11 protein-coding genes are annotated in these 15,941 nt (G+C 64.2%); 3 read left to right on the top strand and 8 right to left on the bottom strand.

The window, feature by feature from the left end:
- Window positions 1–33: 33 nt before the first annotated feature.
- The 6 genes from pbN1_RS11345 to pbN1_RS11320 all read right to left on the bottom strand — a co-directional run bounded on the left by pbN1_RS11345 (window position 34) and on the right by pbN1_RS11320 (window position 7,363).
- Window positions 34–876 (bottom strand): ABC transporter ATP-binding protein, encoded by an 843-nt coding sequence (locus pbN1_RS11345; protein ID WP_169201709.1) that lies wholly within the window; start codon window positions 874–876, stop codon window positions 34–36.
- A gap of 167 nt (window positions 877–1,043) precedes the next feature.
- Window positions 1,044–2,366 (bottom strand): ABC transporter substrate-binding protein, encoded by a 1,323-nt coding sequence (locus tag pbN1_RS11340; protein ID WP_169201710.1) that lies wholly within the window; start codon window positions 2,364–2,366, stop codon window positions 1,044–1,046.
- Window positions 2,367–2,460: 94 nt separating this feature from the next.
- Window positions 2,461–3,528 carry a branched-chain amino acid ABC transporter permease gene (locus pbN1_RS11335; protein ID WP_169201711.1) on the bottom strand — a complete coding sequence of 356 codons (1,068 nt, stop codon included), beginning with the start codon at window positions 3,526–3,528 and terminating at the stop codon, window positions 2,461–2,463.
- Between the two features lie 64 nt (window positions 3,529–3,592).
- Window positions 3,593–4,519 carry a branched-chain amino acid ABC transporter permease gene (locus pbN1_RS11330; RefSeq protein ID WP_169201712.1) on the bottom strand — a complete coding sequence of 309 codons (927 nt, stop codon included), beginning with the start codon at window positions 4,517–4,519 and terminating at the stop codon, window positions 3,593–3,595.
- Between the two features lie 31 nt (window positions 4,520–4,550).
- On the bottom strand, window positions 4,551–5,375 hold the full coding sequence (locus pbN1_RS11325; protein ID WP_425305738.1) for an ABC transporter ATP-binding protein: 825 nt from the start codon (window positions 5,373–5,375) through the stop codon (window positions 4,551–4,553).
- A gap of 11 nt (window positions 5,376–5,386) precedes the next feature.
- Window positions 5,387–7,363: an AMP-dependent synthetase/ligase gene (locus tag pbN1_RS11320; RefSeq protein ID WP_169201714.1), complete on the bottom strand. Its 1,977-nt coding sequence runs from the start codon at window positions 7,361–7,363 to the stop codon at window positions 5,387–5,389.
- A gap of 411 nt (window positions 7,364–7,774) precedes the next feature.
- Here pbN1_RS11320 and pbN1_RS11315 point away from each other — a divergent pair, with 411 nt between their 5' ends.
- From pbN1_RS11315 to pbN1_RS11305, 3 genes are all read left to right on the top strand, one after another.
- The gene (locus tag pbN1_RS11315; protein WP_169201715.1) at window positions 7,775–8,197 is read left to right on the top strand and encodes a DUF4124 domain-containing protein; all 423 of its coding nucleotides are present in this window, start codon (window positions 7,775–7,777) and stop codon (window positions 8,195–8,197) included.
- Window positions 8,198–8,270: 73 nt separating this feature from the next.
- On the top strand, window positions 8,271–8,909 hold the full coding sequence (locus tag pbN1_RS11310) for a DedA family protein (RefSeq protein ID WP_169201716.1): 639 nt from the start codon (window positions 8,271–8,273) through the stop codon (window positions 8,907–8,909).
- 258 nt (window positions 8,910–9,167) lie between these two features.
- Window positions 9,168–11,048 (top strand): putative bifunctional diguanylate cyclase/phosphodiesterase, encoded by a 1,881-nt coding sequence (locus pbN1_RS11305; protein WP_169201717.1) that lies wholly within the window; start codon window positions 9,168–9,170, stop codon window positions 11,046–11,048.
- A gap of 171 nt (window positions 11,049–11,219) precedes the next feature.
- On the opposite strand, the gene pbN1_RS11300 is transcribed toward pbN1_RS11305, so the two are convergent.
- Window positions 11,220–12,419, bottom strand: coding sequence for a J domain-containing protein (locus tag pbN1_RS11300; protein ID WP_169201718.1), 1,200 nt, complete (start codon window positions 12,417–12,419; stop codon window positions 11,220–11,222).
- A gap of 96 nt (window positions 12,420–12,515) precedes the next feature.
- Complete coding sequence (icmF, locus tag pbN1_RS11295) at window positions 12,516–15,803, bottom strand: fused isobutyryl-CoA mutase/GTPase IcmF (RefSeq protein ID WP_169201719.1); 3,288 nt, start codon at window positions 15,801–15,803, stop codon at window positions 12,516–12,518.
- Window positions 15,804–15,941 lie beyond the last annotated feature (138 nt).

Here is a 15,941-nt window from a genome sequence, read left to right as displayed (position 1 = left end):
CGGCCGTCACGCTGGCTCCTCGGCCGTCCGCGCTCAAGAAAGCCAGCGCTTGCGCCGGCGGTAATGCTTCACATCGCGGAAGCTCTTCCTCCCCTCGCCCGACAGGCCGAGGTAGAACTCCTTGACGTCCTCGTTGTCGGCCAGGCCCTTGGCTTCGCCTTCCATCACGATGCGGCCGTTTTCCATGATGTAGCCATAGTCGGCGTAACGCAGCGCAACCATCGTGTTCTGCTCGGCGAGCAGGAAGCTCACCTGCTCCTTCACGTTCAGGTCCTTCACGATCTCGAAGATCTCCTCGACGATCTGCGGCGCAAGGCCCATCGACGGCTCGTCGAGCAGGATCATCTCGGGCTTGGCCATCAGCGCGCGGCCGATCGCGCACATCTGCTGCTCACCGCCCGACGTATAGCCGGCCTGCGACATGCGCCGCTGTTTCAGCCGCGGAAAGTAGTGGTAAACCTTCTCGAGGCTGTCCTTCAGCTCGGTGCGCGAGATCGAGCGCGTATAGGCCCCGGTCAGCAGGTTCTCCTCGATCGTCAGGTGGCCGAAGCAGTGGCGGCCTTCCATGACCTGGATCACGCCGCGCCGGACGAGGTCGTTGGGCGTCATCTGGTCGATGCGCGCGCCCTTGAATTCGATGCTGCCTTTCGTCACGTCGCCGCGCTCGGCGCCGAGCAGGTTCGAGATCGACTTCAGCGTCGTCGATTTGCCCGCACCGTTCGCGCCGAGCAGCGCGACGATGCGGCCTTTCGGCACGTCGAGCGACACACCCTTGAGCACGAGGATCACGTGGTCGTAGATGACCTCGACGTTGTTGATGCTAAGGTACGGCGCTGCTGCCGGCACGGCAGGGGCCGCGGCTGTATTCGTCTGCATGCTGTGTCTTCGCCTGTTGTGGTCTGCGCCCCGGGGCGCCTGAACCGGCGACGAGTGGAGAAACCCCGCCCGCCGTCCGTTGCGCTCTCAAGAAAACGCCGGGCCACCCCCAAGTTTTCTTGTCCCCCGCGGGGGGCGGAAACGGCAAAGCCGTTTCCTGGGGGCGCTCAGTTCTCCTTCGAGCAGTCGCGCGGCGTGATGCCCTTTTCCTTCGCGTAGGCCGCGGCCGACTCCTCGATCATCGGGCGCACGACGGACTGGTCGCCCTGGATCCAGTCGGTGACGACTTTCCATTTCGTGCCGTCCCACTGCTGGAACTTCACTTTTCCCGCGCCTTCATGATCGGCGCAGGTGATCTTCAGATCCGGCATGAAGCCGGCGGCGCCGAGTTGGGTCAGCCGCGCGTTGTCGATGTCCAGGTTCTCGAAACCCCAGCGCACCTGCTCGCCCGTCACCGGCTTGCCCTTGCCGTATTTTTCCTGCGCCTTGCGGATCGCCTCGACGGTGATGATGCCGTGCACCACGCCGCGGTTGTAGAGCACCGAGCCGACGCGGTCCTTGTCGGCCATGTTGCCGGCGTTCTTCGCATAGACGTGCTTCTGGATCTCCTGCACGACCGGATAGTTCGTCCCGGCGACGTTGAAGCCGGCCGCGGTGTAGCCTTTTGCCGCGTCGCCCGCGGGGATCGTGTCCTCCTCGGAGCCCGACCACCATACGCCGACGATCTTCTCGCGCGAATAGCCGGTCTTGGCCGCGGTGCGCAGCGCGGTCGGGTTCATCACGCCCCAGCCCCACAGGATCACGTAGTCCGGCTTCATCTGGCGGATCTGCAGCCACTGCGCCTGCTGCTCGTTGCCAGGGTTCGCCACCGCGATCTTCTCGACCGTGAAGCCGTGCTTCGCCGCGAGCTTGTCGAGGATCGCGTGCGACTCCTTGCCGTACGCCGAGTCGTGGTACAGCAGGCCGATCTTCTTGCCCTTCAGCTTGTCGATGCCGCCTTCCCTGGTGCCGAGGTAGTTGATGATCGCGGACGCCTGCGTCCAGTACGTCGAGATCATCGGGAAGACCCACGGGAAGACGCGCCCGTCGGCGGCGTCGGTACGGCCGTAGCCGATCGTCACCATCGGGATCTTGTCCTGCGCGACTTTCTCGAGCACCGAGTAGGTGATGCCCGTCGACAGCGGCTGGAACACCGTGTTGCCGGTCGCGCCCTTCGTCTTCAGCCGCTCGTAGCATTCGACGCCGCGCGCGTTGTTGTATTCGGTTTCGCACTCTTCCCACGTCAGCTTGACGCCGTTGATGCCGCCGTCGCGCGCGTTGATCATCGCCATGTAGTCGATCCAGCCACCATACAGCGACGCGCCATTCGCGCCGAACGGGCCGACGCGGTAGCTCGGCAGGCCGATGAACTGTTCCTGGGCCGCGGCATAGCCGGTGGCGAGCAATCCGGCGACAGCGGCGCCGATCAGTGCGGTGTGCTTCAGTTTCATGTTGCCTCCTCTTCTTGTGTGTAATGGTGCTGCGTTCTACCTTGACCGCCGGCCGGCGCCCCCCCTTGCGGGCCGGTATTCGAGGGTTCGATACTCAGTGCGGGAATGGCCACAGCCGCAGCTTTTCCTTGCCGATCTGCCACAGCCGCGCGAGTCCGTGCGGCTCGACGATGAGGAAAAAGATGATCAGGCCACCGAAGATGATCAGTTCGAGGTTTGAGCCGAGCCCCGCCGGCATCGAGCCGGCAAACAGCGAGTGCATCGTGACGTTCAGGAAGATCGGCAGCAGCACGATGAACGCCGCACCGAGGAAGGAGCCCATGATCGAACCGACACCACCGATGATGATCATGAACAGGATCTTGAACGATAGGTCGAGGTTGAAGCCTTCCGGCTCGACCGTGCCGAGGTAGGCGTACGCGTACAGCGCGCCGGCGACGCCGCAATAGAACGACGACACCGCGAATGCCGACAGCTTCGCGAACATCGGCCGGATGCCGATGACTTCGGCCGCCACGTCCATGTCGCGCACCGCCATCCATGAGCGCCCCGTTGTGCTGCGCACGAGATTCTTCGCGGCGAGCGCGAGCACCGCGACGATGCCGAGCGTCAGCAGGTATTTCGACACCGGCGTATCGAACGCGAAGCCGAGGATCTCGATCTGCTGCGCGGAAATCACGCCCGAGGACGAGTTGTTCGAGAACCACGGGAACTTCACCAGCGCCCAGACGATGAAGAACTGCGCCGCGAGCGTCGCCACCGCGAGGTAGAAACCCTTGATGCGCAGGCTCGGCAGGCCGAACGCGACGCCGACCACCGCCGCGCACAGCCCGCCGATCGCCAGCGCGACGAGGAACGGCATGCCGTCGACGCGCAGCATGAAGTTGTACGCGCCGAACGCGCCGACCGCCATGAACGCCGCCGAACCGAGCGACAGCTGGCCGGCATAGCCGGTGAGGATATTCAGACCGATCGCGGCGAGCGAGAAGATCAGCACCGGGATGAGGATCGCCTGAAGCCAGTACTCGCTGGCGAGAAACGGCAGGACGAGGAAGAAGAAGCCGAGGATCGCGATGAACCCGACCCTGTCCTGGCGGATCGGGAAGATCTGCTGATCCTCCTGGTAACTGACCTTGAACTGGCCCGCTTCACGATAAAGCATGCATTGTCTCCAAATTTCATTAGTCGGAACCCGCCCGCCGCCGGGCCGCCCCAAGCGTGGGGGCTCACACTCTGTCGATGTGGCGCTCGCCGAACAGCCCTTCGGGGCGGATCAGCAGAAAGCCGAGCGCGAGCACGTACGGGAACCAGCCTTCGATGCCGCCGCCGACGAACGGACCGATATACACCTCGGCGAGCTTTTCCGACGCGCCGATGATCAGCCCGCCGACGATCGCCCCGGGCACCGACGTGAAGCCGCCGAGGATCAGCACCGGCAGCGCCTTCAGCGCGGTGAAGGTCAGCGCGAACTGCACGCCGCTCCGCGCGCCCCAGATCAGCCCGGCGACGAGCGCGACGAAACCGGCCACCGCCCAGACGATCGCCCAGATGTGCTGCAGCGGGATGCCGATCGACAGCGCCGCCTGGTGGTCGTCGGCGACCGCCCGCAGTGCGCGGCCGACCTTCGTGTATTGGAAGAACAGCGCGAGCGACGCGACGAGCGCACCGGCGAGCGTCGCGGCGAAGAGATCGAACTTCGACACCAGGATGTCGGCGCTCTCCATGATCCATCCGACCGGCTCGTCGGCGATGCCTAAGCTGAGCCCCCGCACGTTCGCACCCCACAAAGCTTGCGCGATCCCCTCGATGAGGAAGGTCAGACCGATCGTCGCCATGAACAGCGTGATGTGCGGCTGGTTCACGAGCGGGCGCAGCACGACCTTCTCGGTCAGGATCCCGAGCACGACCATCGCCGCGAGCGCGAGCACGAACGCGAGCCAGAACACGACATTGCTGTCCGCGTCGAGCCCGGTCCAGCCCGGCAGCACTTCCTGGAAGCCGACGAAGGTCAGCGCGGCGAAGAACACCATCGCGCCCTGGGCGAAGTTGAACACCCCCGACGCCTTGTAGATCAGCACAAAGCCAAGCGCGACCAGCGCGTACAGCACGCCCGACAGCAGGCCACCGATCAGCACTTCGAAAAAGAATCCCATCCTTGTCTCCCGATCTCTTTTTTGTCCGCGCTCAATGCGAGGTGCCGAGGTAGGCGGCGATCACTTCCGGATTGTTCTTGACCTCGTCCGGCGCGCCGTCGCCGATCTTCTTGCCGTAGTCGAGCACGACGACGCGATCCGAGATGTCCATGACGACCCCCATGTCGTGCTCGATCAGCACGATCGTCGTGCCGAACTGGTCGTTCACATCGAGGATGAAGCGGCACATGTCCTGTTTCTCCTCGACGTTCATGCCGGCCATCGGCTCGTCGAGCAACAGCAGCGACGGCTCGGCGGCGAGCGCGCGACCGAGCTCGACGCGCTTCTGCAGGCCGTACGGCAGCCGCCCGACCGGCGTCTTGCGGATGCCCTGGATCTCGAGGAAATCGATGACTTCCTCGACTTTCAGGCGGTGCTCGATCTCCTCCTTCTGCGCGCGGCCCCAGTACAGCGCGTGCTGGAAGAGGTTGCATTTCATCTTCAGGTTGCGCCCGGTCATGATGTTGTCGAGCACGCTCATGCCCTTGAACAGCGCGATGTTCTGGAAGGTGCGCGCGATGCCCTGCGCGGCGGCGACGTGCGGCTCCATCTTCTGGCGCAGCTCGCCGCGGAACATGATGCGGCCTTCCTGTGGGTGATAGACGCCGTTGATGACGTTCAGCATCGAGCTTTTTCCCGCGCCGTTCGGGCCGATGATCGAGCGGATCTCGTGCTCGCGCACGTCGAAGCTGATGTTCGTCAGCGCCTTGACGCCGCCGAACGACAGCGAGATGCCCTGCAGATCGAGGATCACGTCGCCGATGTGCCGCTCGGCCTGCGCAACGGGAGCCACGTGAATCAGGTCGTTCATCATCATCGCTCCTCTCCTCACGCGGCGCGGGTCGCCGCGTGCGGCGCGAAAGTCTTCGTTTCCTCGATGCGCAGGTCGGCGCTGATGCGGCCCTCGCGACCATCCTCGTACTTCACCAGCGTCTCGATGTGCTGGCTCTTCCGTCCTTCGAACAGCGCCTCGATCAGTACGCCGTAGCGTTCCGCGATGAAGTTGCGGCGGACCTTGCGCGTGCGCGTCAGCTCGCCGTCGTCGGCGTCGAGCTCCTTATGCAGGATCAGGAAGCGGCGGATCTGCGAGCCACTCATTTTCGGATCGGCAGCGAGGTCGGCATTGACTTTCTCGATGCAGTCGCGAATCAGCTCATACACCGCCGGCTGCGACGCGAGGTCGGTGTAGCCCGAATACGCCATGCCCTTCCTCTCGGCCCAGTTGCCGACCGCCTCGAGGTCGATGTTGATGAACGCGGTGACGCACTCGCGGTGATTGCCGAACGTGACCGCCTCCTTCACGTACGGGAAGAACTTCAGCTTGTTCTCGATGTAGTTCGGCGCGAACATCGACCCGTCGTTGAGCTTGCCGACGTCCTTGGCGCGGTCGATGATTTTCAGGTGGCCGTCCTCGTCGAAGAAGCCGGCGTCGCCGGTCATGAAATAGCCCTCGGCGTTGATCGATTCCGCGGTCGCGTCCGGGCGCTTGTAGTAGGCCTTCAGCAGCATCGGTCCCTTGACCAGGATCTCGCCCTTGTCGTCGAGCCTGACTTCGACGAACGGCGCCGGTTTGCCGACCGAATCGAGCTTGATCTGGCCATCCGGCTGCAGGCACACGTAGGCGCAGGTCTCGGTCTGGCCGTAGAGCTGCTTCAGGTTCACGCCGATCGAGCGATAGAAGCGGAACAGATCGGGCCCGATCGCCGCGCCCGCCGTGTAGGCGACGCGGATGCGGCTCATGCCGAGAACGTTCTTCAGCGGCCCGTACACGAGGAAGTTGCCGAGCGCGTACTGCACGCGGTCGGCCACCGGCACCGGCTTGCCGTCGAGGATGTCGGCACCGCAGCGGCGCGCGACGTCCATGAAATGGTGGAAGAGCTTGCGCTTCACCGCGCCCGCGTCCTCCATGCGGATCATTACCTGGGTGAGCAGGTTCTCGAACACGCGCGGCGGCGCGAAATAGTAGGTCGGACCGATTTCGCGCAGGTCGGTCATGACCGTGTCGCCCGACTCGGGGCAGTTGATCGTGAAGCCCGCGACCATCGCCTGCGCGAACGAGAACAGGTGGTCGCCGACCCACGCCATCGGCAGGTACGACAGGATGTCCTCCCGGTCGGTCAGCCGGTCGAACTCCATGCCGCCGGTCGCCGCGGCGATGAATGCGCCATGCGTCTGGCACACGCCTTTCGGCTTGCCGGTCGTGCCGGACGTGTACAGCATCACCGAGATGTCGTCGGAGGCGCCTTTGTCGATCTCGGCGTCGAGGAAATCGGGGTGGTTGCGGTCGTGGATGCGCCCCATCTCCTGCAACGCATCGAGCCCCATCAAGAGCGTCTGCGTGTAATGCCGCATCCCACGCGGGTCGTCGTAGATGACATGGCGCAGCAACGGCACTTCCGCCTGGATCTCGAGCATCTTGTCGACCTGCTCCTGGTCCTCGACGACGGCGAACTGGATCTCGGCATCCTGCAGCACATAGATCATCTCCTGCGCGACCGCATCCTGATACAGCATCACCGGAATGCCGCCGAGGCACTGGCACGCAGCGACCGACCAGTACAGCCGCGGCCGGTTGTCGCCGATGATCGCGAGCCGGTCACCGCGCTTGAAGCCCAGTTCGGCGAGCCCGCACGCGATCGCGCGGACGTTCTGCGCCACGGCCGCCCAGCTATGGGTCTGCCAGATGCCGTATTCCTTCTCGCGCATCGCCGGCCGGTTTGGCCGCACGCTGGCGTGGTGCATCAGCAGCCGCGGGAACGTGTCCAGCGCGGCCAAGTGCACGGCTTGCCCGGTCGATTCGGACATACCCACCTCCTCCTTCGGTTCGATACCTTTCGCTTATGTGCCCGAACCCTGCTGTTCGCTGCAGGCCTGCGGGATGGCGCAGCGCTGGCGCCGGGGCCCCGGCCCGGTCAGAGAGACCGGGCGGAACGTGTTGATGGGTAGTGTCGCAAGCGATGTTTGCGCAACTGTTTGGGAAATGTAGTCAATTATTGCAATGGCGCCGCGAGGTAGTGCACAACGTCACACCGCCCAAAAACAAAACCACATGGAATAACCCGAATGGTTTTCGCCATTCGTTAGAATCGGGCTTCACAGAAGGGCGACCACGTCTGCGGGCGGACGAAGCCGGCGGAACGCGGCCCCTCAAACGGAGCGACCGTGCAGGAACGTCCATTCACCCTCCGCCTCCTTTCGCTATGCATCGGCGCCGCCGTGCTGGCGCTCCATCCACCCGCGCACGGGCAGGTCTACAAATGCCGGGAAGGCGGCAGGACGGTGTTTTCCGGCACCCCCTGCGACGCCGATTCAGCGCCGCTGGAAGTGAAGCCGGCGGCAGGCGACTACGACCGGCTCGACGACCTGCGGGCGCGCTCGCGAACCGAGACCGGCCGGGTCGAACTGAGGCGCATTGACGACGAGCGGGCGGCCCGGCGCCGCGAGGCCGCCGTCGAGAACGCGGTGCAGCGGAAGGCCGAATCGGACCGCTGCCTGCAGATCCGCGAAGACAGGGCCAGGGCGCAGCGCCTGGCGAAAACGCGGCGGCACCCGGACAATGCCCGGCGCGAAGGGGAAACCGCGGAAAAGCTGTCGGAGCGGGAGTTTTTCGAGTGCCGGCGCGCCGAGCGACTCCGGTGAAACACCGCAGGGCGGGGCGGACGCCGTCGGGTAAAATCCCCAACTTCGCCGACCGGCGCACGCGCCCCCGCCCATGGAAATCATCAATCTCCTCATCGACATCGTCATGCACCTCGACAAGCACCTCGAGGCGCTCGTCCAGGCTTACGGGATATGGATCTACGCGATCCTGTTCGCGGTGATCTTCAGCGAGACGGGTTTCGTCGTCACGCCATTCCTGCCGGGCGACTCGCTGCTGTTCGTCGCCGGCGCGCTCGCGGCGGTGGGCGGCATGGACATCGGCCTGCTGATCACCGTGCTGACGATCGCCGCGGTACTCGGCAACACCGTCAACTACGCCATCGGCCGCTACTTCGGGCCGAAGGTGTTCCAGTGGGAGAACTCGCGCCTCTTCAACAAGGCGGCGCTGATGAAGACGCACCTTTTCTACGAGAAGCACGGCGGCAAGACGCTCGTGATCTCGCGTTTTTTGCCGCTGTTCCGCACCTTCGCCCCGTTTGTCGCCGGCATCGGCAACATGACGTATGCACGTTTCACGCTTTTCAACGTCATCGGCGCGCTGTCATGGGTCGTGTCGCTGACGTTCGCCGGCTACTGGTTCGGCAACATGCCGTGGATCAAGCAGAACCTCACGCTCGTCATCGTCGCGATCATCGTCCTGTCGCTGGTGCCGGTCGCGCTCGGCGCGTGGAAATCACGCTCGACTGCGTAAGATGGGGGCCGGTGATCATGCGGATCGCCCTCGCACAGCGGTTTCGCGCCGCCGCCCACCCGGCAACCTACCGTCGTTGCACCAGAACATTCCGGACACTACCCTGAAGGCAGGAGGGTGGCACGATCTGCGAGAGCTCTGGTCTTATTGTTTATCGGGCGACGCGCCGGCAAACCATCGCCACGTCGTGCAGGACAGCCACGATCGAATCCAGCGAGACCGCGCGCCCCCCGGGGCGCGGGGTACAAAAGGAAGATCATGAACTATGCCGAACGTGCATTGCGCACGTTGAGCGCCGGAAACCGGACACTGCTGCGGGCCGAGGACGAAACGAGCCTGCTGCAGGAGATGTGCAGGGTCATCGTCGAACTCGGCCGCTACCGCATGGCATGGGTTGGCTTTGCCGAGCAGGATGAAGGGAAGACATTGCGCCCGGTCGCTCATCGAGGATTCGAAGACGGCTTTTTCGACATCGCGCATTTCACCTGGGCCGAAGGGGAAGGCGGCCCGACCGCGCAGGCGGTGCGAACCGGCAAACCGGCTGTGGTGCAGGACATCAAGACGGTGGCCGCGCCCCACCTGCCGATCGCGATCACCGAAGCCATCGATCGCGGCTATGGTTCGGTCGCGGCCTTTCCGTTGCTGGTCGAAGGCCGGGTGGCAGGCAACCTGACGATTTTCGCCGCCGAGCCCGACGCCTTCAACGAACAGGAATGCGCGCTGCTCGGCGAGATGGCCGATGACCTGGGCTTCGGCATCGGCACGTTGCGGATGCGCGCGCGCCACCGCGAGGCGGAAGAAACGATCCGCCACATGGCCTACTTCGACACGCTCACCGGGCTGCCGAACCGCACGTCGCTGCAGCAGGAGCTGACGAGCGCGATCGAGGCGGTGCACGCCGCGCACAATCCGCTCGCGCTGCTGATCATCAAGATCGGGCACTTCCAGGAGATCAGCGACACGCTGGGCTACGAGGAGGCGGACCTCCTGGTGCGGGAGATGGCGAGGCGTCTGTCGCAACTCGCCGGCGAAGGTCAGTCGGTCGCGCGCGCCGGTGAAGACGAATTCGCGCTTGCCCTGCCGAACACCAGCGCCGAAGTCGCGATCCGGTTGGCGCAGCGGATCATGCGCGAAGTCTGCGACCCGGTGCCGCTCGGCCCGCTGACCGTCGACCCGCACGCTTACATCGGCGTCGCGATGTTTCCCGGCCACGGCAACACTGCTGATGCGATCCTGCGCCGCGCGAAGATCGCCGCCGTCCAGGCAAAACGCACCGCCGCGAAATTCGCGCTCTACCAGGGCACCGCCGATCAGGAATGCACGCGCCGCCTCGCGCTGATGAGCGACCTGCGCAGCGCGATCGACAAGAACGAACTGCTGCTGTACTGCCAGCCGAAAGTATCGATCTCGTCCGGCGAAGTATGCGGCGCGGAAGCGCTGGTGCGCTGGCAGCACGCGCAGCACGGCATGATCGCGACCGGCGAATTCATCGCGCTCGCCGAACGTGCCGGCCTGATCATGCCGCTGACGCGCTGGGTGCTCGAAACCGCGTTCCGTCAGAGCCACACGTGGTTCGAACAGGGCATCCGCCAGCCGCTGTCGGTCAATCTGTCGGCACAGGACCTGCGCGATCCGCACCTCGTCGACCGGATCTCGAGCCTGTTCGCCACCTGGGCGATGCCGCCCGAGATGATGCAGTTCGAACTGACCGAAAGCGCGCTGATGGAAGACCCGGTCGGCGCGCTCAAGACGCTCCAGCGCTTGAAGGCGCTGGGTGTCGATCTCTTCATCGACGATTTCGGTACCGGCTACTCGAGCCTGAGCTACCTGCAGAAGCTGCCCGTCGACTCGCTGAAGATCGACCAGTCGTTCGTCGCAAGCATGCTGACAAACGCCGGCTCCGCGGTCATCGTGCGCTCGACCGTCGAACTCGGCCACAACCTCGGGCTCGGCGTCGTCGCCGAAGGCGTCGAAAGCGAGGCGCAGTGGGACAGCCTGCGGGCACTCGGCTGCGACACCGCCCAGGGCCATTTCGTCGGCTTTCCGATTCCGACCGAACAGTTCGTCGACTGGGAGGCGCATTGCCAGTGGAGGCACCGCCCCCCGGCCGGGGACACAACGCTGGCAACTGCTCACTGACGGTTCGTGAGCCGGGCCCGGGCGGAAAGTTCGCAGCTCCGCCGCCAAGGAAACCGAAACTCTCTGCCGTAGCGGGAAACCCCGGCGTCTGCCCACAGCCCGCCCGGATCGGGCCGTCAGTCGGCTGACACGACGGGACGCCGGCAATGCTTTACTGGCGCCCCCACCCGCTCAGAACATCATCCCTTCGTCAAACCGCATGGACTTCAGATCCTTGAGCAGCGCTTTGATTTCCTTGATGTCGTCGAACTTCGCAAGATCCTCTTCCATGGACCTGAACGTCTGCTTCTTCCGCACGATCTGAACGTCGAGCAAGGACAACATGCTCTCGGGAGACAGGCGTTGCCGCGGATCGACCTGGAAGCGCAGGGTGAACGCATGTTCGATACCCGTGATCTCCATGTCGAGTTCCTTCGACTGGTCCTTCAGGATCGCATTGAAGCGCTTCAGACGATCTTCGCTCATCTGGGCCAGATCGGCCGGGTCAATGTGCTCCAGTTCCAGCTGCAGTTCGAGAAGCTGCAGCAGATTCCGGCTTTCATAAGCGCGATTGACGCGCTGCATGAGCAGGTTCTTGCGCTCGCGCTCGGCCAGGTCCGGCTCACGATCGGGGTGCAGCGCGCTGGCGAGCTTGCGGTAAACGTCGCGAATCGAGGCGCTGATCTCCTTTTCCTCGGTTTCCTGCGCCTGTTCGCGGGCCAGTTGCTTCGCCGTTTTCTTGCGCCGCGCCGCGCGTGAGGCCTGCTCGGCACTCGCCTTTTCCGCCTGCTCGGTCATTTTCTCATGTGCCTGACGCAGGAAGGATTCGGGGTCGTTGAAATCGATATCGTCGTCCAGCCCGACGCCCATCATGCCCTCGAACATTTCCTTGAGCTGCTGCTTTTCCGCCGCAAGATCCTCGTCGTAATCCGACCCGCTGTGCCGGTTGTAGATTTCCTTGAGTTCCGGATCGTCCGACTTCTCGAGAAGCGGAGCCACCAGATTGGCGATAAATTCGGCCAGGACCTTGCGCTCGGTGCGCGTCAGGCCTTTCTGCCCATATGCCTGGTCCAGCTTTCGCACCATCTGCAACTGCAGGCCTTCGAGTTCGGCTTCAATGGGCAAAAGCTCTTCCGCGTACTTCTTCTGGTAGCGCGGCAGGAGTATTTCCCATGCCGCCAGGCGTTGACGCTTCTGTTCGATCTGCTTGATCAGGCGGTTGAAAGTTTTCTGGTTGCGAGTCAAGGTTCCTGATACGCCCTTGTCGCCAGCGATGACGATCGAAGGCTTGGACGAGTCGAAAAGCATGGTCTGGAATCCGGAGGGCCGATAAAACTCTGAAGTCTGGCGCCGCACATCGCGCCGGTCAACATGTGGGCGTCGCGGCAGCATCGACCATTTCGCAGCAACTTCCCGGAGCCGGCCTTCAGACCGGTGCCCCGGCTCCCCGCCCTGAAATGCGGGGAGCCGGAGTCGGCGTTAGGTGGGTCACATGCTGCGCCGGTACTGCCCGCCGACCTCGTACAGCGCCGACGTGATCTGCCCGAGCGAGCAGTAGCGCACCGCGTCGACGAGCACCTCGAACACGTTGCCGTCGTCGATGACGGCCTGGCGCAGCTTCGCGAGCCACTTCGGCGCTTCCGCGGCATTGCGCGCCTGGAAGTCGGCGAGGCGCTTCAACTGCCCCTGCTTCTCCTCCTCGGTCGAGCGCGCGAGCTCGATTTCCGGCTGCGCGCTGCCCTTGGGGTTCAGGAAGGTATTGACGCCGATGATCGGGTACGAGCCGTCGTGCTTCTTGTGCTCGTAGTAGAGCGACTCCTCCTGGATCTTGCCGCGCTGGTAGCCGGTCTCCATCGCGCCGAGCACGCCGCCGCGGCTGGAGATGGCCTCGAACTCCTGCAGCACCGCCTCTTCGACCAGGTCGGTGAGTTCCTCGATGATGAAGGCGCCCTGGTTCGGGTTCTCATTCTTCGCCAGGCCCCACTCGCGGTTGATGATGAGTTGGATCGCCATCGCGCGGCGCACCGATTCCTCGGTCGGCGTCGTGATCGCCTCATCGTACGCGTTGGTGTGCAGCGAGTTGCAGTTGTCGTAGATCGCGATCAAGGCCTGCAGCGTCGTGCGGATGTCGTTGAAGTCCATCTCCTGCGCGTGCAGCGAGCGCCCGGAAGTCTGCACGTGGTACTTCAGCTTCTGGCTGCGCTCGTTCGCGCCGTACTTGTTCTTCATCGCCACCGCCCAGATGCGGCGTGCGACACGGCCGATCACCGAGTATTCCGGGTCCATGCCATTCGAGAAGAAGAACGACAGGTTCGGCGCAAAGTCGTCGATGTGCATGCCGCGCGCGAGATACGACTCGACGTAGGTGAAGCCGTTCGACAGCGTGAAGGCGAGCTGCGAGATCGGGTTCGCGCCGGCTTCGGCGATGTGGTAGCCGGAGATCGACACCGAGTAGAAGTTCTGCACCTGGTGATGGACGAAGTATTCCTGGATGTCGCCCATCATCTTCAGCGCGAACTCGGTCGAGAAGATGCAGGTGTTCTGGCCCTGGTCTTCCTTCAGGATGTCGGCCTGCACGGTGCCGCGCACCGACGACAGCGTCCATTCCTTGATCTTCTGGAATTCGGTCTCGGTCGGTTCGCGGCCGTTGTCCGCCTTGAACTTCGCAACCTGCTGATCGAGCGCGGTGTTGAAGAAGAACGCGAGGATGATCGGCGCCGGCCCGTTGATCGTCATCGACACCGAGGTCGAAGGCGCCACGAGGTCGAAGCCGTCGTACAGCACCTTCATGTCGTCGAGCGTCGCGATCGACACACCGGAGTTGCCGATCTTGCCGTAGATGTCGGGGCGCAGATCCGGGTCGCAGCCGTACAGCGTCACCGAGTCGAAGGCGGTCGACAACCGGTGCGCCGGCATGCCTTCGGAGACCTTCTTGAAGCGGCGGTTCGTGCGGAACGCGTCGCCTTCGCCGGCGAACATCCGCGTCGGGTCCTCGCCTTCGCGCTTGAACGCGAACACGCCGGCGGTGTAGGGGAACGAGCCGGGCACGTTCTCCTTCATGAGGAATTTCAGCGATTCGCCGTCGTCGTCGAACGCGGGCAGCGCGACCTTGCGGATCTTGCTGCCCGACAGCGATTCGCTCGTCAGCTTGGTGCGGATCTCCTTGTCGCGGATCTTCACGACGTATTCGTCGGCGGCGTAGAGCTCCTTCGTCTTCGGCCACATCTCGAGCAGCTTCTTCGCCGTGGGCGTCAGCTCGCCGTCCTTCCAGCCGATCAGTTCGTCGAACGTCACCTGCGAGCCCGCGTCCTTGCCGCACTGCTCGAACAGCGCCTTCGCGGTTCGAAGCGACTGACGCTCGCGGGCGACGCGCGCCTGCTGCTGCACGTGCCTGTGGTAGTCGCGCACGGTGTCGGCGATTTCCGCGAGATAGCGAGTGCGCTCGGCCGGCACGATCGCGCGGCCGTGGGAGGACGCCTTTGTCACCACGGCCGGGAGCACGCCAGGCTTGGCCTTGAGGCCCTTCTCGACGAGCTTCGGGAACATCGCCTGGTACAAGGCGGTCACGCCGTCGTCGTTGAAGCGCGCCGCCATCGTGCCGAACACCGGCATCGCGTCGGTCGGCTGGCTGAAGAGCTCGCGGTTCCTCTGGTACTGCTTCCTCACGTCGCGCAGCGCGTCGTCGGCGCCCTTGCGGTCGAACTTGTTGATCGCGACGAAATCGGCGAAGTCGAGCATGTCGATCTTCTCCAGCTGGCTCGCCGCGCCGAATTCCGGCGTCATCACGTACAGCGACAGGTCGACGTACGGCACGATCGCGGCGTTGCCCTGGCCGATGCCGGAAGTCTCGACGATGACGAGGTCGAAGCCGACGAGCTTCGTCGCGGCGATGACTTCGGGCAGCGCCGCGGAGATCTCCGAGCCGGTGTCGCGCGTCGCCAGCGAGCGCATGTAGATGTTGACGTGCTCGATCGCGTTCATGCGAATGCGGTCGCCGAGCAGCGCACCGCCGGTGCGCTTGCGCGACGGGTCGATCGACACGATCGCGAGCTTGAGGCGGTCAGCCTGGTCGAGGCGGAAACGACGCACGAGTTCATCGGTCAGCGAGCTCTTGCCCGCGCCGCCGGTGCCGGTGATGCCGAGCGCCGGCGTCCTGACTTTCGCCGCCGCGTCGATGATCGCCTTCCTGACGTCATCGCCATAGGCGCCGTTCTCGAGCGCGGTGATGACACGCGACAGCACGCGCTGGCGGTCCGCGCGCTCGCCCGTCGTGAGCTGCCTGACGATATCGTCGGCAGTCTGCGGCGCAACCGCGGTGAGGTCGAAATCGGAATTCTCGACAAGGTCGTTGATCATGCCCTGCAGCCCCATCATCGCGCCGTCTTCGGGCGAATACACGCGCGTGACGCCGTAGTCGTGCAGCTCGCGGATCTCGGACGGCACGATCACGCCGCCGCCGCCACCGAACACCTTGATGTTCTCGCCGCCGTTCGCGCGCAAAAGGTCGATCATGTACTTGAAGAACTCGACGTGTCCGCCCTGGTAGCTCGTGATCGCGATACCCTGCACGTCTTCCTGCAGCGCCGCGTTGACAATTTCGCCGACCGAGCGGTTGTGCCCGAGATGGATCACTTCGGCGCCGGTCGATTGCAGGATCCGCCGCATGATGTTGATCGACGCGTCGTGACCGTCGAACAGTGCCGCCGCGGTCACGAAGCGGACTTTGTTCTTCGGCTTGTAGTTGACGAGCTTCCTGGCTTCGCTGAGGTTGGTCATGTCGTTTTCCACGTGATGTTCGCTGATGCCCTGCATCTTAGGGGGCCGACCGACCGATTGCCATTGCCCGGCCGGACGTCCATCGTGCAAAATCCGCCAACCTTCCGATCAACCTCGCGCCTTGCGCTGCACGAGTCC

The organism is Aromatoleum bremense (assembly GCF_017894365.1).
GTDB classification, from domain to species: Bacteria; Pseudomonadota; Gammaproteobacteria; order Burkholderiales; family Rhodocyclaceae; genus Aromatoleum; species Aromatoleum bremense.
The sequence above is the reverse complement of the archived record's forward strand: the minus strand, read 5'-3'. Positions and strand labels throughout refer to the sequence as shown.